The sequence below is a fragment of the Brevundimonas sp. genome (assembly GCF_046295075.1).
GTDB lineage: Bacteria > Pseudomonadota > Alphaproteobacteria > Caulobacterales > Caulobacteraceae > Brevundimonas.
This window is the reverse complement of sequence record NZ_JBKBOC010000014.1, coordinates 1-19,467: the sequence shown is the minus strand read 5'-3', so window position 1 is coordinate 19,467 and position 19,467 is coordinate 1. Positions and strand designations below refer to the sequence as shown.

The 19,467-nt window shown below is 65.5% G+C and carries 14 protein-coding genes and 1 tRNA gene; 8 read left to right on the top strand and 7 right to left on the bottom strand.

Going from position 1 to position 19,467, the window contains the following annotated elements:
• Window positions 1-6: 6 nt before the first annotated feature.
• A tRNA-Thr gene (locus ACK4MH_RS11430) sits at window positions 7-82 on the bottom strand.
• A gap of 224 nt (window positions 83-306) precedes the next feature.
• On the opposite strand from ACK4MH_RS11430, the gene uxaC reads away from it, so the two are divergent.
• From uxaC to ACK4MH_RS11415, 3 genes are read left to right on the top strand one after another with little or no spacing between them, the layout of a single operon-like run.
• The gene (gene uxaC / locus ACK4MH_RS11425) at window positions 307-1,722 is read left to right on the top strand and encodes a glucuronate isomerase (RefSeq protein ID WP_409718344.1); all 1,416 of its coding nucleotides are present in this window, start codon (window positions 307-309) and stop codon (window positions 1,720-1,722) included.
• Window positions 1,719-3,188, top strand: a complete 1,470-nt coding sequence (locus ACK4MH_RS11420; protein WP_409718341.1) for a mannitol dehydrogenase family protein — start codon at window positions 1,719-1,721, stop codon at window positions 3,186-3,188. The genes uxaC and ACK4MH_RS11420 overlap by 4 nt, the downstream gene beginning before the upstream one ends.
• A 3-nt stretch (window positions 3,189-3,191) precedes the next feature.
• Entirely contained in the window at window positions 3,192-4,691 is a 1,500-nt protein-coding gene (locus ACK4MH_RS11415) for a UxaA family hydrolase (RefSeq protein ID WP_409718338.1), read from the top strand.
• A 15-nt stretch (window positions 4,692-4,706) separates the two neighbouring features.
• On the opposite strand, the gene ACK4MH_RS11410 is transcribed toward ACK4MH_RS11415, so the two are convergent.
• The 4 genes from ACK4MH_RS11410 to kduI all read right to left on the bottom strand — a co-directional run bounded on the left by ACK4MH_RS11410 (window position 4,707) and on the right by kduI (window position 9,254).
• Entirely contained in the window at window positions 4,707-6,359 is a 1,653-nt protein-coding gene (locus tag ACK4MH_RS11410; RefSeq protein WP_409718335.1) for a pectate lyase, read from the bottom strand.
• Between the two features lie 203 nt (window positions 6,360-6,562).
• On the bottom strand, window positions 6,563-7,606 hold the full coding sequence (locus ACK4MH_RS11405) for a PfkB family carbohydrate kinase (RefSeq protein ID WP_409718332.1): 1,044 nt from the start codon (window positions 7,604-7,606) through the stop codon (window positions 6,563-6,565).
• A gap of 21 nt (window positions 7,607-7,627) precedes the next feature.
• Window positions 7,628-8,386: a 2-dehydro-3-deoxy-D-gluconate 5-dehydrogenase KduD gene (kduD, locus tag ACK4MH_RS11400; RefSeq protein WP_409718329.1), complete on the bottom strand. Its 759-nt coding sequence runs from the start codon at window positions 8,384-8,386 to the stop codon at window positions 7,628-7,630.
• Between the two features lie 22 nt (window positions 8,387-8,408).
• Entirely contained in the window at window positions 8,409-9,254 is an 846-nt protein-coding gene (gene kduI, locus ACK4MH_RS11395) for a 5-dehydro-4-deoxy-D-glucuronate isomerase (RefSeq protein ID WP_409718550.1), read from the bottom strand.
• Window positions 9,255-9,426: 172 nt separating this feature from the next.
• Here kduI and ACK4MH_RS11390 point away from each other — a divergent pair, with 172 nt between their 5' ends.
• On the top strand, window positions 9,427-10,089 hold the full coding sequence (locus tag ACK4MH_RS11390; RefSeq protein WP_409718326.1) for an RpiB/LacA/LacB family sugar-phosphate isomerase: 663 nt from the start codon (window positions 9,427-9,429) through the stop codon (window positions 10,087-10,089).
• Between the two features lie 45 nt (window positions 10,090-10,134).
• Here the strand turns inward: ACK4MH_RS11390 and ACK4MH_RS11385 are convergent, their stop codons facing one another.
• Window positions 10,135-11,184, bottom strand: a complete 1,050-nt coding sequence (locus tag ACK4MH_RS11385; RefSeq protein ID WP_409718323.1) for a LacI family DNA-binding transcriptional regulator — start codon at window positions 11,182-11,184, stop codon at window positions 10,135-10,137.
• A gap of 170 nt (window positions 11,185-11,354) precedes the next feature.
• Here ACK4MH_RS11385 and ACK4MH_RS11380 point away from each other — a divergent pair, with 170 nt between their 5' ends.
• The 3 genes from ACK4MH_RS11380 to ACK4MH_RS11370 all read left to right on the top strand — a co-directional run bounded on the left by ACK4MH_RS11380 (window position 11,355) and on the right by ACK4MH_RS11370 (window position 14,676).
• Window positions 11,355-12,194, top strand: coding sequence for a 2-keto-4-pentenoate hydratase (locus tag ACK4MH_RS11380; protein ID WP_409718320.1), 840 nt, complete (start codon window positions 11,355-11,357; stop codon window positions 12,192-12,194).
• Between the two features lie 85 nt (window positions 12,195-12,279).
• The gene (locus tag ACK4MH_RS11375; RefSeq protein WP_409718317.1) at window positions 12,280-13,587 is read left to right on the top strand and encodes an MFS transporter; all 1,308 of its coding nucleotides are present in this window, start codon (window positions 12,280-12,282) and stop codon (window positions 13,585-13,587) included.
• A gap of 102 nt (window positions 13,588-13,689) precedes the next feature.
• A complete protein-coding gene (locus ACK4MH_RS11370) occupies window positions 13,690-14,676 on the top strand; it encodes an alpha/beta hydrolase (RefSeq protein WP_409718314.1) in 987 nt (328 codons plus the stop codon).
• Here the strand turns inward: ACK4MH_RS11370 and ACK4MH_RS11365 are convergent.
• On the bottom strand, window positions 14,673-16,226 hold the full coding sequence (locus ACK4MH_RS11365; protein WP_409718311.1) for a carboxylesterase/lipase family protein: 1,554 nt from the start codon (window positions 16,224-16,226) through the stop codon (window positions 14,673-14,675). The genes ACK4MH_RS11370 and ACK4MH_RS11365 overlap by 4 nt on opposite strands.
• Before the next feature lie 346 nt (window positions 16,227-16,572).
• Here ACK4MH_RS11365 and ACK4MH_RS11360 point away from each other — a divergent pair, with 346 nt between their 5' ends.
• Window positions 16,573-19,452 carry a TonB-dependent receptor gene (locus ACK4MH_RS11360; RefSeq protein ID WP_409718308.1) on the top strand — a complete coding sequence of 960 codons (2,880 nt, stop codon included), beginning with the start codon at window positions 16,573-16,575 and terminating at the stop codon, window positions 19,450-19,452.
• The last annotated feature ends 15 nt before the right edge of the window (window positions 19,453-19,467 follow it).

The following is a 19,467-nucleotide window of genomic DNA, read 5'->3' as shown; positions in this document are numbered from 1 at the left end:
TAGAGATGGTGCCGGCTGCAGGAATCGAACCCGCGACATCCAGTTTACAAAACTGGCGCTCTACCAACTGAGCTAAGCCGGCCCGCGTGTGCGGTGCTTGGCCCTTATGTCCAGCCTCGCGCCGGGACGCAAGACGACCTTGTGTCCGTTGGCTGACAAACTGCAATATCCGGTCTTGTCCTAAGGAGAGCGGTTTCTCAAAGGCCGCGCGGTAACCGGTGTCTTTTTGTTCGTGACACGGTATCTGCGGGATCAAACTCGCGAGGCGATCCAGCGCCTCCGTATTGAGGACAAGTGAAGGACGTCATGGCTCATCCGCTCAAGCTCAATCCCGACCGGCTGTTTCCGGCCGACGCCGATACCCGCACGGTCGCGCGTCGCCTGTATGCCGAGATCAAGGGCCTGCCGATCATCAGCCCGCACGGCCATACGGACGCGAGCTGGTTCGCCTTGAACGAGCCCTTCGCCAATCCGGCCGAACTGCTGATCACGCCCGACCACTATGTCTTCCGCATGCTGCACTCGCAGGGGATGGCTATGGAGGACCTGGGGGTGCCGCGCGCCGACGGCGGTCCGGTCGAGACTGATCCGCGCAAGATCTGGCGCCGGTTCGCCGAGAACTATCACCTGTTTCGGGGCACGCCGTCGCGGATGTGGCATGACTGGGTCTATGCCGAAGCCTTCGGCATAGACGTGCGCCTGTCGGCCGAGACGGCGGACCACTACTACGACGTCATCGACGCCGCGCTGAAGACCGACGCCTTCAGGCCCCGCGCCCTGTTCGAGCGGTTCAATATCGAGGTTCTCACCACGACGGAGAGCCCGCTCGATACGCTGGAACATCACAAGGCCATCAACGCCTCGGGCTGGAAGGGGCGGGTCTTGACCGCCTATCGCCCCGATCCGGTGCTGGACCCCGACTATGAGGGCTTCCGCGACAATCTGAAGATCCTGGCCGAACAGACCGGCCGCGATACGCTGTCGTGGGACGGCTATCTTCAGGCCCTGCGCGATCGCCGGGCGGTCTTCATCGCGATGGGCGCGACCTCGACCGATCACGGCCACCCGACCGCCTTCACCGCCGACCTGCCCAAACATGAGGCCGAGGCTCTGTTCCGCCGCATCTCGACGGCTCACGCGACGCCGGCCGACGCCGAACTGTTCCGGGGGCAGATGCTGACCGAAATGGCGGCGATGTCGGTCGAGGACGGGTTGGTGATGCAACTGCATCCCGGCAGTTTCCGCAACCACTCCGCCACCGTCTTCAACCGCTTCGGCCGAGACAAGGGCTGCGACATCCCCACACAGACGGATTACGTGCGGGCGCTGAAGCCGCTACTGGACCGGTTCGGATCGGATACGCGCCTGTCGCTGATCCTCTTCACCCTGGACGAGACCAGCTACAGCCGCGAACTGGCGCCCCTGGCCGGCCACTATCCGGCGCTGAAGCTTGGCCCCAGCTGGTGGTTCCACGACAGCCCCGAAGGCATGCGTCGCTTCCGCGAACAGGTCACCGAGACGGCCGGCTTCTACAACACCGTCGGCTTCAACGACGACACCCGCGCCTTCCTGTCGATCCCCGCCCGTCACGACGTCGCCCGACGCATGGATTGCGGCTTCCTGGCCAAGCTGGTGGTCGAACACCGGATGGAGGAGGACGAAGCCCACGAACTGGCCCACGCCCTGACCTATGGCCTGGTGAAGGCGGCGTATAAGCTGTGAGCAGGCTGAATGACGCGGCTCTGAAGAGCCTGCCCGCCGATGTCGCCATTCCCGGTTATGACCGCGCCCAGGTGAAGACCGGCGTGGTCCATCTGGGCATCGGCGCCTTTCACCGCGCCCACCAGGCGGTGGTGTTCGATGATGCGATCAGCGGAGGCGACCTGCGCTGGGGCGTGTTGGGCGCCTCGCTTCGGTCGCCCGGCGTGCGTGACCAGTTGAACCCGCAGGACGGGCTCTACACCCTGGTCGTACGTGACGGATCGGACGAGCATCTGCGCGTCATCGGCGCCGGTCGGGGCGTTCTGGTCGGGCCGGAAGACCCCGCCGCCCTTGTCGCGGCCATGGCCGACGCGGATGTCCACATCGTCACCCTGACGGTAACGGAGAAGGGCTATCGCCTCGACCCGGCGACGGGCGACCTGCTGCTGGATGAGGCGGATGTCGCCGCTGACCTGGCCGACATCGACGCGCCTCGCACAGCGCCCGGCTTCATCGTCGCGGCGCTGCGGGCGAGGAAGGCTGCGGGGCTCGAGCCTTTCACCGTCATCAGTTGCGACAACCTTCCCCACAACGGCAAGCGCATCCGCGCCGGGGTGCTGGCGATGGCGCGCCGCCTCGATCCGTCGCTGGCCGACTGGATCGAGGCGAAGGGCGCCTTTCCCCAGACCATGATCGACCGCATCGTCCCGGCGACCATCCCCGACGACATCGCGCGCCTGACAGCCCGTCTCGGCGTCGAGGACCAGGGCATGGTCAAGGCCGAGCCCTTCACCCAGTGGGTGATCGAGGATCGGTTCGCCGGCGAGCGACCGGATTTCGCCGCGCTGGGCGTGCAACTGACCGACGCGGTCGAGCCGTGGGAGGATGCCAAGCTGCGCCTGCTGAACGGCGCCCACTCGGCAATCGCCTATCTGGGCGCCCTGTCGGGTCATGAGCATGTCCACGAGGCCGTCGCGGTTCCCGCCTTCCGCGCCTATGTCGAGGCCCTTTGGGACGAGGCGCAGACGACGCTGAACCCGCCGCCCGGCTTGGACATCCCCGCCTATCGCGGCGCCTTGATGGGCCGGTTCTCGAACGCGTCCCTGATGCACCGGACGCGCCAGATCGCCATGGACGGGTCGCAGAAACTGCCTCAGCGCCTGCTGGCCGGGGCCGCCGAGCGTTTGGCGGCCGGGCAGGATATCGAGGCCATGGCCCTTGGCGTCGCCGCCTGGATGAAATGGCAGTCGGGCGTGACCGAGAGCGGCGAGACCTTCGTCGTCGACGATCCGCTGGCGGGCAAGACCGCCGAACTGCTGGCCGGCGCCAACAACGACCAGGCGCGGGTTTCGGCCTTGCTGAGCCTGTTCGCCGTCTTCCCGCCCGGGCTCGCCGCCGACGACCGGTTCGCGGTTGCGGTCACGGGCGCCTATCTGTCGCTCAGCCAGAACGGCGCGGTCGAGGCCGCGCGTCTGGCAGCGGAGTAGACCATGTCTCGCGTTCTGATTCTGAACCCCGCCGACGACGTCGCCATCGCCCTGGATGACATCGCCGTCGGCGATACGCCCGACGGTCTGGACGCGCCGGCGCGCGCCGACATCGTCACCGGGCACAAGATCGCCCGCCATGCGGTGGAGGAGGGCGGCCTGGTTCGCCGCTACGGCCAGGTCATCGGACGTGCCAAGGTGGCCATCGCCGCCGGGGATCACGTCCACATCCACAACCTGGCCATGGCCGAGGATGGGCGCGAGGCCGAGGTCGGCGCCGACATTCATCCGCCTAGCCCGCTGTCGGGTGCGACCTTCAACGGCATCGTTCGCCCGGACGGTCGGATCGGCACCCGCAACTATATCGGCGTCCTGACCAGCGTGAACTGTTCGGCGACTGTGGCGCGCCGGATCGCCGACGCCTTCCCAGATTCCAGCCTGCCCAAGGGTGTGGACGGCGTCGTCGCCTTTACACACCAGGGCGGCTGCGGCGGCTCGTCGCTCAGCAGCGACGTGACCCTGCTGCAGCGGACATTGGCGGGTTACGCCCGTCATCCGAACTTCCATTCCATCCTGATCGTCGGCCTGGGCTGTGAAGCCAACCAAATCCCGGCCTGGCTCGCCAACGAAGGCCTTCAATCCGGCCCGCATCTGCGCGCCCTGACCATCCAGGAGGCCGGCGGAACCGCTCGCGCCATCGAGGCCGGGGTCGAGGTCGTTCGCGACCTTGTCGCCGAGGCCGCCAACGTCCAGCGCGAGCCGGTGTCCGCAGCCCACCTGACCGTCGGTCTGCAGTGCGGCGGTTCGGACGGCTGGTCCGGCGTCACCGCCAATCCCGCTCTGGGTGCGGCGGTAGATCTGCTGGTCGCACACGGCGGTTCGGCCATGCTGTCGGAAACGCCCGAGATCTGGGGCGCCGAACACCTGCTGCTGCGGCGCGCGGCGTCTCAGGACGTGGCGAACAAGTTGAACGCGCGTCTGGAGTGGTGGCGCGACTATGCCGAGCGGCACCAGATGGAGCTGAACAACAATCCCTCGCCCGGCAATCTGAAGGGCGGCCTGACCACCATCCTGGAAAAGTCGCTGGGCGCGGTGGCCAAGTCGGGTTCGACCCCGCTGAACGACGTGATCGGCTATGCCGAACCGCTTCAGGCCAAGGGCCTAAGCTTCATGGACAGTCCCGGCTACGACCCGTGCTCGGCCACGGGCCAGATCGCCTCGGGCGCCAATCTGATCGTCTTCACCACGGGCCGGGGCTCGGTCTTTGGCGCCAAGCCCGCCCCATCGATCAAGGTCGCCTCCAACGCCAAACTGGCGAACTGGATGGACGAAGACATGGACATCGACGCCTCGCCCGTCCTGACCGGGACCAGCCTGGCCGAGGTCGGCGCCGTCATCTTCCAGAAGATACTCGACGTCGCCTCGGGGGAACCGTCCAAGTCCGAGGCCTTGGGCATCGGCGACAACGAGTTCGTGCCCTGGCAGGTGGGGGCCTATCTCTGAGGAGAGGGTTGAGGGCTAAGCCCCCAACGCCTCGATCAGGTCGCCCATGTTGCGGATGAAGACCGAGGTCGAGACGCCCTCGACCGGGAAATCGGTCTGATAGGGCGAGGTGTCCCACAGGTCGCCGACGCGGGTCATCTGATACTCGCCACCGGTCACCGCCGTGGGGGAGGGGCCCTTGTAGGGGTTCGAGGTCGTGGTCAGAGGCGTGGACCAGTAGCCGCGCGCGTTCAGCCCGGCCATCACCTCGGCCGCGCGGTTGGCGTGGGGACGGCTCAGACGTCGCGCATCGCTGGACATGTCCCAGACATCCACGTCCTGAAGCGTGAAATACTTCGGCAGGTTCAGCGAGCCGGGGCGGGCCTTCAGCGGCGAGCCTTGGGTCGCCTCCTCGACGGACAGGGCCGACAGACGAGCGTATTCGGCCCGCAGGGCCGGGGTGTCGACGTTGCGGAACGAGCCATAGTGGACGATCAGATTGGTCGGATTATCGTCGGCGTAATACTGGCCGTTGGCGATGTTGGACCCGCGGCGGTGGATGTAGATCGGCGTGTTGGCGCCCTCCAGGATGAAGGTCGGGTGGGTGCGGCCCGGCGTGTTCAGCGGCGGCTTGGTCGCCACCTGATCCAGCCAGTCCATCGCCTCCGGCAGGCGCGCCAGATATTTCCGGTCGCCGGTCAGGCGATAGAAGCCCAGCATCGACTTGATGTTCGTGCCCGTCGCATGGGTGACGAAGGCCTGGGGTTCGATGGTCCGGGCGCCGGCCGGCTTCAGCGTGTCGGGGAAGTGCTGCAGGCCCCAGGCGGGTTGCGGCTGGGGCTGCTGGGTCTTCACGAAGATGTCCATGCCGCGGCTGATCGCGTCCAGGATCTTCGCATCGCCCCGGCCGTTCCGCGCCAGGCCGTGATAGGCATAGATCAGGAACTCCAGGTTCTCGCCCGCCACATCGTCGTTGAAGGTGATGTAGGGCGTATAGTCCGCGCGGCCATGCAGGCCGCCGTTTTGAACGAACGGATAGCGTTGGGGCCAGCCGCCGTTTTCATATTGGCTTTCCAGCACGAAGCTGATCGCCTTGTTCAGGGGCGCCAGATATTTGCGGTCCTTCTTCTCCAGATAGACCCGCAGCAGCAGTTGCGACGCCTCAGCCGTGCCCGCATCGTCGAAGGTGGCGTTGCCGTAGTAGTGCTGGAATTCTTCCAGCCGCCAGGCATTGGCGCCGACCGTGGCGTACCACTGCTTCAGCGACTCTTCACCGGCCGTGTCGATGACGTAGTTCCAGCCGCCGGCCGGGTGTTGGCCCTTGATCAGGGCGTCGGCGGCCTTCTTGGCGGCCTCGTAATAGAAGACGTCGCCGGTGGCGTGATAGGCGTCCAGGAACAGGTGGCCGACGGTGGCCGTGCCGGGCGGCTGGACCCAGATCATGGTTGGGCTGGCTTCCAGTTCCCCCCAGCGGCGCGAGAAATCGGGCAGATATTGCCAGACATAGCCGCCATCCACGGCGGCCTCCTCGCTCATGAACCGGGCGGCCCGCTTCATGGCGTCCAGAACGGCGGCGCGGTCGGGCGAGGCCTGGGCGTGTGCGGCCAGGGCGGGGGCCGAGGCGGCGACGAAGGTAGCGGCGGCGCCTGCGGCCAGCAGGGCGCGGCGGTTCATGGACGGTGCGGGCATGGGAACTCCTGGGTGACCTCTCGAACGGCTCTTGGCGACCGTTTCGAGCGACGACTGAAGCACGATTGACACCGGTTTCCTAGCCCCGACGGGAATGGCCTGGTCACAGGCCCGTCAACGACCTTGCCCCGCTTTGAAGGCATGGAGCAGACGCGCCTGAACTGGACAATAGCTGGAGAAACCCTGGAGATAATTTCCAACTTCTATCGTCGGATATCGAAGCCTTGGTGCTGCATCGCCGATTTGACGTCTTCAGCGGAGAACAGATTGAAGTCGCCGGGAACCGAGTGTTTGAGCCCGGCGGCGGCGAGGCCGAAGTCGAGCGCCTCCTGGTCGGTCCATCCGCTCCACAGTCCGAACAGGACGCCGGAAGCGAAGGCGTCGCCGCCGCCGACGCGGTCGATCACGCCGGTCAGTTGCAGGGGCGCGGCCTGGGTCTCGATTACGCTGTCGTCGCCCCGCGTCAGCATGACGGCGGACAGGGTCTGGTCGGCGACGCTGTCCTGGACGCGAAGGGTGCAGGCGATGCGTTGCAGGCGGGGGAAGGCGGCGAAGGCGGCCTTGGCGGCATCGCGACGACGCACGGCCGGATCGGCGCTGTCGAACTTCGTCTTCAGCACCAGGGCGAAGTCGCGATCATCGGCGAAGGCGACCGTGGCGCCGGCCAGCATCTTGCCCAGGGTCGCGGGGGGATCGCCGTCCCACTGTTCCCACAGCTTGCCGCGGAAGTTGCCGTCATAACTGACCTTCACGCCCTTACGGACGGCGGCCTCGGTGAGGGCGACGGCGGCGGCCGAGCCGTTGGGTCCCGTCGCCGGGGTCACGCCCGAGGCGTGCAACCATTCGACCCCGTCCAGCAATTGGTCCCAGTCGAAGGCGGTGTTCACATGTTCGACGAAGGCCGAACCGGCGCGGTCGTACAGCACCTCGGACGGCCGCCGCACCGCGCCGGGCGTCAGGAAATAGAGCCCCATCCGCCCCGACTTGAAGACCACGGACGAGGTGTCGACGCCGTGCTGGCGCACCTCGTCTCGCGCCGCGCGGCCCAGGGCGTTGTCGGCCAGGACGGTAGCCATGCTGGTCGGTACGCCGAAATTGGCCAGCGACACGGCGACATTCGCCTCGGCCCCCGCCGGACGGACCGTCAGGGCGGGGGACTGCATCAGCAGTTCGTTCTGATTCGGCGAGAGCCGCAGCAGCATCTCGCCAAAGCAGAGGATGCGGCGGGGAGATGCGCTTTGGGTCATGCGTACAAGTTTAGCCGTGTCTCAGCGCGCCTGCCAGCCGCCATCGACCGGCAGGATGGCGCCCTGGACATAGTCCGAGGCCCGGCTGGCCAGGAAGACGGCCGCGCCGCCCAGGTCCGACGGCTCGCCCCAGCGCCCGGCCGGGATACGGCCCAGGATTTCGGCCGAACGGACCGGATCCTCGCGCAGGGCCTGGGTGTTGGCCGTGGCGAAATAGCCGGGGGCGATGGCGTTGGCGGTGATGCCATGCGGCGCCCACTCGTTGGCCATCAGCTTGGTCAGGCCGGCGACGCCCGACTTGGACGCCGTGTAGGACGGTACGCGGATGCCGCCCTGGAAGGACAGCATCGAGGCGATGTTGATGATCTTGCCGCCGTCGCCCTGTTTGATGAACAGGCGGGCGACCACCTGGCTCATGAAGAAGACGGTCTTCAGGTTGATGTTCATCACCAGATCCCAGTCGGCCTCGGTGAAGTCCACCGCGTCGGCGCGACGAATCAGGCCAGCGTTGTTCACTAGGATGTCGATCCGGCCCATGGCGGCCAGGGCTTCCTCGACCACCCGTCCGACCGGCTCGATCGAGGTCAGGTCGGCGCTGATGGCGTGAGCGCGGCGGCCCATTGCCATGACCTTGGCGACCGTGTCGTCGGAATCCGACAGGGCGACCGAGACGATGTCGGCGCCGGCCTCTGCCAGGGCCAGGGCGATGCCTTGGCCCAGACCCGTGTTGCCGCCGGTGACCAGGGCGACCTTGCCGGTCAGGTCGAACGGATTGCTCATGTTTTTCTTCCTCTTGTCCTGATTACTTCAACTGACAGATGTCGAGCTTGTACATGTCGGTATAGTCGAGATTTTCGCCGCCCATGCCCCAGATGAAGGTGTAGTTCGAAGTGCCTGCGCCCGTGTGGATCGACCACGGCGGGCAGATCACGGCCTCGCCGTCGGCGATGACGATGTGGCGCGACTTGTCCGGCTCTCCCATGAAGTGGAAGACGCGGTGGTCCTCGTCCAGACCGAAGTAGAGGTAGGCTTCCGAGCGGCGGTCATGAATGTGGGGCGGCATGGTGTTCCACACCGAGCCGGGCTTGAGCACCGTCACGCCCAGCAGCAGCTGGCAGGACTTCACCTTGGCCGGCACGACATACTGGTAGATGGTCCGTTCGTTCGACGTCTCCAGCGCGCCCATTTCCAGTGGCACGGCCTCGTCGATCGAGATCTTGGTCAGGTCGTAGCGGGCGTGGGCCGGGGTGGCGACCAGATAGAATTTCGCAGGCTCGGCGGCGTTGTTCGAGGCGAAGCTGACGTCCCTCGATCCCATCGGCACATACAGGCCGTCGCGGAAGCCCAGTTCGATCGTTTCACCATCGACGGTGATCGAACCGGCGCCGCCGATATTGACCACGCCCAGTTCGCGGGCCTGCAGGAAGGGGGCGCCGGCCAGCGACGGCGGCTCCGAATGGGTAGGCAAGGCCAGGGCGGTCTCGGCCGGGGTCGCGCCACCGATGATCATCCGCTCGTGGTGGGAATAGTTCAGGCTGATCTTGCCCGGAACGAACAGGCCCTCAATCAGATAGCGATCCCGCAGCTGCTGGTTCGTGGCGGCGTCCATCATGTCGGGATGGGTGGCCTGATAGACCTTGTCGTACATGGGGTCGTACATGCGGCTCTCCCTGGAAGCTCGCAGCGCGAGCCACTGACGGATCTTGCGTCCGTCCTTCTGTAGACTAGGTAACCGGTGTCATATTATGATGCAATGGATTACACCATAATCGCCGACATCTGTTCCGGCATCGCTTCGCCACCGTCTTGAGGATTCCCCCATGAAGATCGCTCTCATCATCGAAAACAGCCAAGCCGCCAAAAGCGAGACGGTGCATGCCGCGCTGACCGCCGTCGCGGAGCCCCTCGGCCATGAAGTCTTCCACTATGGAATGTATGCGGCCGAGGACAAGGCGTCGCTGACCTATGTGATGAACGGCGTGCTGACCGGCATCCTGCTGAACTCGGGCGCGGCCGATTTCGTCGTCACCGGCTGCGGCACGGGCACGGGCTCTATGCTGGCCGCGAACGCCATGCCTGGCGTCTTCTGCGGTCTGATCATCGACCCGACCGACGCCTTCCTGTTTGGCCAGATCAATGACGGCAACGCCATCGCCATGCCTTACGCCAAGGGCTTCGGCTGGGCGGCGGAACTGAACCTGCAGGACGTCTATCGCAAGCTGTTCGAAGGCGAGCGCGGCCTGGGTTATCCCAAGGAGCGGGCCGAGATCATGCGCAAGAACCGCGGCGTGCTCAGCGACCTGAAGGCCGTCACCTGCCACGACATGCTGACGGTGCTGAAGACGATGGACCAAGACCTGCTGAAGGCCGCCATCGCCGGCGAGCGCTTCCAGGAATACTTCTTCGCCAACGCCACCGACGAAGGCATCCGCGACTATCTGAAGGGCGTTCTCTCCGCCAATCCCGTCCTCGAAACGGCTTAAGGCATAGAGGTCGGCGCGCGATCGCGCGCGCCGACCGACCCTTTTTCAAGCCGCAGGGATCGCGGACTTGCGCACCACCAGGGCGGGGCGGACTTCCGGCTGCTGCATCTTGGCCGGATCGACGCCGCGCATCGGCGCTAGCAGCTTCTCGGCCGCCATCCGCCCCATGTCGCGGATCGGCAGGCGCACCGACGTCAGGTTGGGCCAAACTCGCGCCGCCATGGGCAGGTCGTCGAAGCCCACGACCGACAAGTCGCGCGGCAGTTCCAGCCCGCGATCCCGCGCCGCCTGCATCACGCCGATGGCCATGTCGTCGTTCAGGGTGAAGATGGCGGTCGGAGGCGTGTCCAGCGCCAACAGGGCGTGCCCGGCCTCGACGCCTGATTCGAACGTATAGGCGCCCTTGAAGTCATAGATGGGGTCCAGCGGTATGCCCCGCTCGGCCAGGGCGTCCAGGAAGCCCTTGCCGCGCACGGCCGACGACCGGAACAGGTCAGGGCCGCGCACCAGGCCGATTCGCCGGTGTCCCAGGTCCGCCAGATGCGCCGCCGCCTCGGCCGCGCCGATCCAGTCGTTGGTGACCACCATGGCCTGCGGCTCGTCCAGCGACACCGAGGCGATGCGGACATAGGGGCAGTCCAGGTCTCGCAACAGGTCGATGACCTGTTCGTCTTCCGACACCGACGGCGGCATGATGACGCCATACAGACGCTGGCGCTCGACGAAGCCTCGAATGTCTTCTAGCAGGGTAGGGGAGTTGCGATTGCAGGGGTGGACGACCAGTTCCAGCCCCGAACCCTTCAGCGCATCCAGAACGCCCTGCTGCATGTTCACGACATAGGTCGGGCTGGGGTTGTCGTAGATCAGACCGACTAGGAACGAGCGCCGGAACGCCAGGCCGCGCGCCTGGGGATCGGGGGTGAAGCCTAGGGTCTTGATGACCGCATTGACCCGTTCGCGCGTGTCTTCCTTGACGAACGGCGATTGGTTGATGACCCGTGAGACGGTCTTCTTGGAGACCTGCGCTTCTCTGGCGACATCGTTGATCGTGGCCCGCTTGCCCGGTTTGCCGGATCGCGGATCGTCCTGAGCCAAGGTTCGGCTCCTTCTCTATGTGCAATGCAAAGGCATAGCCGCGAGTCGCCGTCAGCGCCATGGGGCGTTGCTAAAGCGCATTGACACCGGTTTCCTTCGCCGCTCTTATCGAAGCTTATTCACGAGGCGACTGCTTTGACTTCGACCCCTTCATTCGCGAGCCACGGCCGATGAGCGCGACGTCCGTCCCTGATTCCGGTTCAGCCGCCGCTCTGACGGCCGGCCACGCCGACATCGCACGACAGTTCGTCGAGGCGCGCCTGGCGGCGCGCTGCACGCCCGACTATCCGGGCGCGATTCCCCAAAGCATGGCCGAATCCTACGCCATTCAGGACATCGCCATCGGCCTGTTCCCCGGCGAGGTCGTGGGCTGGAAAGTGGGCGGGGTGCCGCCGGCGCAGCAGCCGAAGCTGGGCATCCACCGCCTGGCCGGCGCCATTTTCGCGCGCAACGTCTGGCCCGCGCCCGGCGACACCGTCGTGCCTCTGCCCGAGATCGAGGGCGGGTTCGCCGCCGTCGAATCGGAATTCATCGCCCGCATCGGCGCCGACGCCGATCCCGCCAAGACGGACTGGACCATCGAGGAAGCCACGGCCGCCGTGGACAAGATCTTCATCGGCGTCGAACTGGCCGGCAGCCCCCTGTCGGCGATCAACGACCTGGGCTCGGCCGTCGTGGCCTCCGACTTCGGCAACAACGGCGGGCTGATGATCGGCCCCGAGGTCGAGAACTGGCGCGAGCGTCTGGACGGCATCGAGGTCGAGACTGTCATCAACGGCGCCAGCGTCGGCACGGGCGGCTCGCTGTCGTTAGCCGGCGGCGCGATGGAATCGGTGCGCTTCCTGCTGGAGCATTGCGCGCGCTGGGGTCGTCCGCTGAAGGCGGGCACGCTGGTGTCGACCGGCGCCGTCACCGGCGTCCACCGTGTTCACGCGGGCGACGAGGCCGTGTGCATCTTCAAGGGTATCGCAGAACTTCATTGTTCGGTCGTCAGGGCCGAGGCCAAGTAAACATCATCGGACGCCCACCCCGCCGCCGTTCAGGGACGGAAAAGAGCAGGGACGCGTCGAGGACTACAGGAACGGGTGCTAAACCATGACTGACGCTGCAAGCGCAGGTCCAATCAAGATCAAGGCGCCATCACCGGGACGATACCGGTGGGTGGTCGTGTGGCTGCTGTTTGCCGCCATGGTGATCAACTACGTCGACCGTCAGGCGATCGGGGTTCTGAAACCCACCCTGATGGAAGAGTTCGGCTGGACCGAGACCAACTACGCCGACATCATCTTCTGGTTCCAGGCGTCCTATGCCGTGTCCTACCTGCTGTGGGGACGGATTGTGGACCGGATCGGCGCCCGCTGGGGCTTCGGTCTGGCCTTCATCATCTGGCAGATCGCCTTTATCGCTCATGCTGGCATCCGCGGCATGGGCGGCGCCATCGCGGCCCGTGTGGCCCTGGGCATCGGCGAGGGCGGCGGCTTCCCTGCCGGCATCAAGGCCGTAACCGAGTGGTTCCCCAAGAAAGAGCGGGCGTTCGCCGTCGGCATCTTCAACGCAGGCACCAATATCGGCGCCATCCTGACGCCGCTGCTGATCCCGCTGATCGCCACCGTCTGGTTCGGTTCGCGCGAGAACCCGGCCTGGGAAATGGCCATCATCATCCTGGGCGTCGCGGGCCTGATCTGGGCGCCAATCTGGTTCCTGATCTATCGTGAACCCCGGCAGCACAAGAAGGTCACGCCGGCCGAACTGGCCTTCATCGAGCAGGATCCCGCCGATCCCGCCGAGAAGGTGGGCTGGCTGAAGCTGCTGACCGTCAAGGAAACCTGGGCCTATGCCCTGGGCAAGTTCCTGATCGACCCGATCTGGTGGTTCTTCCTGTTCTGGCTGCCGGGCTTCCTGGGGTCGCAGTACGATCTGGACCTGTTGACCTTCGGCCCTCCGCTGATCGCCATCTATCTGCTGTCCGACGTCGGTTCGGTGGGCGGCGGCTGGCTGTCAGGCCAGTTCCTGAAGCGCGGCATGAGCCTGAATGCGGCGCGCAAGCTGACCATGTTGATCTGCGCCCTGGCCGTCGTGCCGGTCGCCTTCGCAGGCATGGCCGACAGCGTCTGGGTGGCCGTGCTGATCATCGGCGTCGCCACAGCCGCTCACCAGGGTTTCTCGGCCAACCTGTACGCCATGCCGGGGGACGTCTTCCCGCGCTCGGCCGTGGGGTCGGTCGTCGGCATCGGGGGCATGATCGGCGGCATTGGCGGCATGGCCATGGCCAAATACGCCGGCTACGTCCTGGATCAGATCGGCAGCTACACGCCCATCTTCATCGTGGCGGCCTCGGCCTATCTGGTGGCGCTGCTGGTGATCCACCTGATCACGCCGAAGTACGAGCCGGCCAAGCTCTGAGGCTAAGTCGGGTTCGCCCGGCTTGACCAATGCGATGAGAGCGGCCGGGCGAGCGATCGTCCGGCCGTTTTCCGTTCAAATATGCGAGGCACGACGATGGATATGGAACGCAGAACGCTCCTGGGGCTGGCCGCAGGGGCCGGGATGGCCATGAGCGTCAAGGGCGCACAGGCGCAGACGATCGCCGACGGCGGACGCGCCGGCCCGGCCGATCCGACCGAGATCATCCGCTTGTGGCCCGACGGCGCGCCGGGCGGGGAGGGGGTGACGGTCACGCCGATCGTGCCCGAGCGCTCGACCGATCCCGCCTTCCATGACCGCTACGCCCAATACACGACCGATCCGATCCTGACCGTGTTCCGGCCGGAGCGCTCGAACGGTTCGGCCATGCTTCTAATCCCCGGCGGGGGCTATCGCTGGGCGGTGCTGGACAAGGAGGGTTACGATGTGGCGCGCGTCTTCGCGGCCAGCGGGGCGACCTGTTTCGTGCTGCGCTATCGTCTGCCGGCAGACGGATGGGCCGCCGGCGCCGATGCGCCGCTTCAGGACGCGCAGCGCGCCATCCGGCTGATCCGCAGTCAGGCCGCCGACTATGGGGTCGATCCGAAGAAGATCGCCGTCTTGGGCGCTTCGGCCGGCGGGCATCTGGCGGGTCTGGCCAGTGCACGCACGGATGCGACCTATGCGGCGACGGACACCGCCGACGCCCTGTCGCTTCGCCCGGACCTCACCGTCCTGATGTATCCGGTAGCGACCATGGCGGATCCCTATGTCCACGCCGGATCGCGCACCCACCTGCTGGGCGAGACGCCGTCGTCGGAGCGTATCGCGACCTATTCTCTGGAGCGGATGGACTGGCGGGGCGCCGCCCCCGTCTTCCTGCTGCACGCCATCGACGACGCCTCGGTGCCGGTCGAGAACAGTCTGCAACTGCTGACCACGCTCAAGGCCGCCGCAGTCCCGACCGAGGCGCATCTGTTCCAGGAAGGCGGCCACGGCTTCGGCGTCCGCCTGATCCAGGGCAAGCCCGCCCAGGTCTGGCCCGATCTGGTCCGGGCCTGGGCGGGCCGTCTGGATTTCGCGCTCTAGGTTCCCGGCTGGATGTAGGGGATGGTCGAGAAGAGGGTCCGTTCGTCGCCGCGCGGGTCGTCGGCCATTCGCGGCTGCACGTCCATCAGCATTGTCTGGCGGCGCGGCAGCTCATAGCGGTCCCAGCGCGGCAGTCCGGCATGGTTCGGATCGCCGTCGCGGGCCAGGGCGATGAAGGCGTCGCTCATCCGGTCCGACAAGCCTTGCGCACCCGGTCCCCGCGTCCGCGAGCCGGCCGCCTCGATATTGTCGAACACCAGGGGGATGTCGGCGGTGTGGAAGGCGCCCTTGCGACCCGAGGCCATTTCGCCAGGGAAGTCGAGCTGATAGACCCAGGCCGGCGCCCCGGCCTTGGCCCGCTCCTCGGCCTCGATCACCGCCCCGCGCCAAGACCGGCCCGCCGTCGTGGCGGCGATCAGCACCTGATCGGGCGTCCAGTCGGGATGCATGGCGCGATAGCCGGCGATCACCGCTTCGGGCGTGATGTCGATCCGCATGACGCCGGGCGATAGCCGCGCGGCCAGGGTCTCCCACGTCAGGCCGACATTGTTGGGATCATTGCCCATGAAGCCCAGCGTCTCTTCGCGGGTATTGCCGATGATCATCGGAATCGACCGACCCAGAGGCGCCGCGTCGGGATAGAAGGGATGGCGGGGCAGGGTGCGAAAATCGAGCACCGGCCCGAAATACAGGCCGCCGAAACCCAGGATCGGATCCTCGGCGCTCTGCGCTTCCAGCAGCCGTTCGACCGGCATCGTCGCCGCCTCGGCCGCCCGGTCCGGTGTCAGGCCCAGGGCCTTCAGCCAGGCCGTCGCCCGCGTCGTGGCGTTGATCGGGCCGGACGCCGTGACCTGCTGGCCGCTCATGGTCGCGGCGCGGTGGAACAGGCCCTGGGCAGCGGGCGTGGCCATCAGGGTGGCGATCTTGGCGCCTCCGCCCGACTGACCGAACAGCATGACCCGCGACGGGTCGCCGCCGAAGGCCGCGATATTGTCCCGCACCCATTGCAGGGCCAGGATCAGGTCCAGTTGACCGACGTTGCCCGAGTCCTCGAACCCTGGCGCGAGCCGCGCCAGATAGGCATAGCCGAAGACGTTCAGCCGGTGGTTCAGCGTGACCACCACCACGTCGCCCCGCGCCGCCAGTCGCGTCCCGTCATACAGCGGGTCCGATCCTGACCCGCTCGAATAGGCGCCGCCGTGGACATAGACCATCACCGGCCGTCGGGCGGCGTCGGTGCCCGGCGTCCAGACGTTTAGGAATAGGCAGTCCTCGCTCTGATTCGCCTCCTCGCCGCGTTGGGGACTGGCCGCGCCGTATTCGGTGGCGCGGATTGGCGCGCGCCAAGTGGCGGGCCGCTCCGGCGGCTGGAAACGTCGTGTCGGCGCGCCGTAACGCACGCCCTTGAAGACGTTGACTCCCTCGCGTCGCATTCCGACCACCGGCCCAGCCGTGGTGCGCACCTGGGGATCGCGAGAATCAGCTCTTGCCCCGAAGGGTAAGGCGGCGCCTGCGAGGCCGATGGCGATAGCCGAGCGTCTGGTGATCATGTCGCAACACCGACAACGGGCTGGAACACCGTTCTTACCGTCGTCGGCGTGTAAAACACTGAAGTGTATGTCTTGAAGATCATTCTTCCCTCCTCTCGCCAGCGTCTTGCGCGCTTGGCGTTGGTTCAGAAGCCTCTGATCACTGCTGTATTCGCTAGATTACAAATTCTAGATCATGGCGGTCACGTTCTTGCCACACGCCAACATCTGTGGCTAAACATTTATGACACCGGTGGCAGCAGCTTGGCGAACAAGCGTTGACACCGGTGTCGCCCGCCAGCAGCGGGCGGCTGGAACGGGGACATTTCGATCCCCGAGATCGCCACACTTGGGAGGAGACAAGAGAATGACCCAACGCCACAAATTTGCGCGCCACGCGCTGGTCGCCACTGCTTCGCTGGGCGCGCTCGCCCTGGCCATGATGGCGCACGACGCGGCCGCCCAAACGGCCGAGCAAACCCCCGAGGCCGTCGCGCCTCAAGACGCCGACGCCGCCGAAGTGGACGATATTGTCGTCACCGGCTTCCGCGCCAGCCTGCAGAACTCGCTGAACATCAAGCGCCGTGAAGCCGGCGTCGTAGACGCCATTTCGGCCGAGGATATCGCAGATTTTCCCGACACCAACCTAGCCGAATCCATTCAGCGCATCCCCGGTGTGTCCATCGACCGCGATGCGGGCGAGGGACGCACCATCACCGTGCGAGGCCTGGGGCCGGACTTCACTCGCACCCGTATCAACGGCATCGAGACGCAAGCCAGCACCGGCGCGACCGATTCCTCGGGCGGCGTGAACCGTGGGCGCGGCTTCGACTTCAACGTCTTTGCGTCTGAGCTGTTCAATAACATCACGGTTCGCAAGACCGCTGCCGCCGAGGTGGAGGAGGGGTCATTAGGCGCCACGGTCGATCTTCGTACCAGTCGCCCCTTTGACAAACCGGGCTTCAACGCCGTCATGTCTGGCCAGTATGGCTATAATGATCTGTCCGAAAATTGGGATCCGCGTTTCGCCGGCTTGATTTCGAATACCTGGGCGGACGGCCAACTCGGTGCGCTCTTCTCTCTGGCCTACAGCGAAAAGAACAGCCTCGAAGAGGGCTTCAGTTCCGTGCGATGGGGGCCGGCGAACGCCGATGGCGGATTCGCCAATCCTGCGGCTCTGCCGGGCGGGGCTCCCGCCTCGGGCGCCATCTTCCATCCTCGCATTCCGCGCTTTGGTCGTCTCGAACATAACCAGGAGCGGCTGGGCGCGACGCTTTCGGTTCAGGCGCGGCCCGGCAATGGCCCGACTTTGTTCACCTTCGACGCCCTTTATTCGAAGCTGGATTCGACCCGCACGGAGAACTTTCTTCAAGCTTGGTCGCTTAGCCGCAACGCATCGCAGGGCGGCAAGCCGCAGGTCATCATTCGTGACACGGTGGTCGATCCGCAGACCGGCGAAATGGTCTATGCGCTGCTCGACGACATGGATATTCGCTCGGAAAGCCGTTTTGACGTGCTGGAGACCGAGTTCAAACAGATGACCTTTGCGGTCGAGCATAAGTTCTCTGAGCGGGCACGGTTCGACGGCTTGATCGGTCGTTCGGAATCCGACTTCGGAAACCCTGTCCAAGTCAGCGCGATCATCGATCGCCAGAATACCGACGGCTACAGCTGGGACTTCCGCGACAACCGCAACCTGCCGCTGATCAACTACGGCTTCGACGTCAACAACCCGGCGTCCTGGACCATCACGGGTCCCACCGGCGCTCAGCCCAGGTCGGAACTGCGGTCCAGTTCGGCCTTCGTCAGCAATGCCTATACGACGGCGGAAGGCAGTTTCGCCTTCGACGTAAACGACGCGTTGACTCTCAAGGTAGGTCTGAGCCGCAAGGAATATGAAAGCAGCGGTCGCGCGTTTGCGCGTCTGGACAATACCGCGCCCGCATTGCCAGCCGGTACGACTATCGGTCAGGTGACCAATCTTCTCGAAGGATTTGGCCGTAACCTGGGCCTGCCCGCCGGTTCGGCGCTGAGCTGGGTCCGGCCGGATTTGGCCGCTCTGGACCGCGCATTCAACTACAGCTGCAACTGCAATACGGGCGTTGCGGGCGGCGACTTCCGATTGTTGGGCCTCGAAAACCCATCGACGCTCGCCAACTGGAGCGATGTGACCGAGACCGATACGGGCGGCTACGTTCAGGCGGACTGGAACACGACGATCGCCGACATGCCTTTCCGCGGCAACATCGGCGTGCGTCAGGTCAAGACGGAGATCGAGGCTACGGGCTATTCCGCCGTTGCGGGTGTCGCGACCGCGGTTACGGGAACGAACGAATACATCGACACCTTGCCCTCGATTAACGTCTCGGTGGAGCCGTTCGAGAACCTGATTGTCCGCGCCGGTGCAGCAAAGGTCATGTCGCGGCCGCCCGTGACGAGCCTCATTCCGGTGTTTGCTGTCAGCGCTGTAAACGCGGCTAACAATACGGCCTCCCTTGGCAACGTCGAGTTGGAGCCGTATCGCGCCAAAACTTACGACCTGTCCGTGGAATGGTACTTCCAACCGGAAGCACTTCTGTCTTTCGCCTACTTCTACAAAGACATCTCGACCTATGTTCAGAGGACCCAGCAGCGCCTGAGCTATGCCCAGTTGACGGCGCTAAACCCCGTCGCCTTCCCGGCGGGCGGCGGTCGAGATCCGGCTCTGGAGTATGTTTTCAGCACGCCGGCCAATACGCCGGGCGGCCCGCTGAAGGGCTTCGAAGTCAGCTATCAGCAGACGTTCACCTTCTTGCCCGGGCCACTTGCGAACCTGGGAACACAGTTGAATTACACCCACGTCGAATCCGAGATCGACTATTGCACGACACCCAGCTGTGGGGCTTTCGTTACGGCCGATCTCATCAACCTCTCACCGGAAGCCTGGAACGCCACGCTCTATTACGACGACGGCAAGCTCAATGCCCGCATTTCGGCCGCATATCGGGACACCTACCTACAGAACGTTCCGGGGTCGAACGGCGGTACGAACGGTATTCCCTTCCAAGGCAAAACGGAGACGACCACGATTGATGCGTCGGCCTCGTACAACCTCACCGACAATCTCAGCATTTCGATCGAGGGCCTGAACCTTACTGACGAGTTCAATCGCCAGAATCATGGCGAACTGGGCGGCTCGCGCGACAGCACCTATGTCTATCACCACACCGGTCGCCAAGTATTCCTGGGCGCGCGGTATCGCTTCTGATGGAAGCCGAGCCGC

Coding starts and splice junctions, on each gene's coding strand:
- ACK4MH_RS11380 (WP_409718320.1), top strand. CDS start 11,355: ATGAGCGCGACGTCCGTCCCTGATTCCGGTTCAGCCGCCGCTCTGACG.
- uxaC (WP_409718344.1), top strand. CDS start 307: ATGGCTCATCCGCTCAAGCTCAATCCCGACCGGCTGTTTCCGGCCGAC.
- ACK4MH_RS11415 (WP_409718338.1), top strand. CDS start 3,192: ATGTCTCGCGTTCTGATTCTGAACCCCGCCGACGACGTCGCCATCGCC.
- ACK4MH_RS11365 (WP_409718311.1), bottom strand. CDS start 16,226: ATGATCACCAGACGCTCGGCTATCGCCATCGGCCTCGCAGGCGCCGCC.
- ACK4MH_RS11405 (WP_409718332.1), bottom strand. CDS start 7,606: ATGACCCAAAGCGCATCTCCCCGCCGCATCCTCTGCTTTGGCGAGATG.
- ACK4MH_RS11370 (WP_409718314.1), top strand. CDS start 13,690: ATGGAACGCAGAACGCTCCTGGGGCTGGCCGCAGGGGCCGGGATGGCC.
- ACK4MH_RS11375 (WP_409718317.1), top strand. CDS start 12,280: ATGACTGACGCTGCAAGCGCAGGTCCAATCAAGATCAAGGCGCCATCA.
- kduD (WP_409718329.1), bottom strand. CDS start 8,386: ATGAGCAATCCGTTCGACCTGACCGGCAAGGTCGCCCTGGTCACCGGC.
- ACK4MH_RS11390 (WP_409718326.1), top strand. CDS start 9,427: ATGAAGATCGCTCTCATCATCGAAAACAGCCAAGCCGCCAAAAGCGAG.
- ACK4MH_RS11410 (WP_409718335.1), bottom strand. CDS start 6,359: ATGCCCGCACCGTCCATGAACCGCCGCGCCCTGCTGGCCGCAGGCGCC.
- kduI (WP_409718550.1), bottom strand. CDS start 9,254: ATGTACGACAAGGTCTATCAGGCCACCCATCCCGACATGATGGACGCC.
- ACK4MH_RS11360 (WP_409718308.1), top strand. CDS start 16,573: ATGACCCAACGCCACAAATTTGCGCGCCACGCGCTGGTCGCCACTGCT.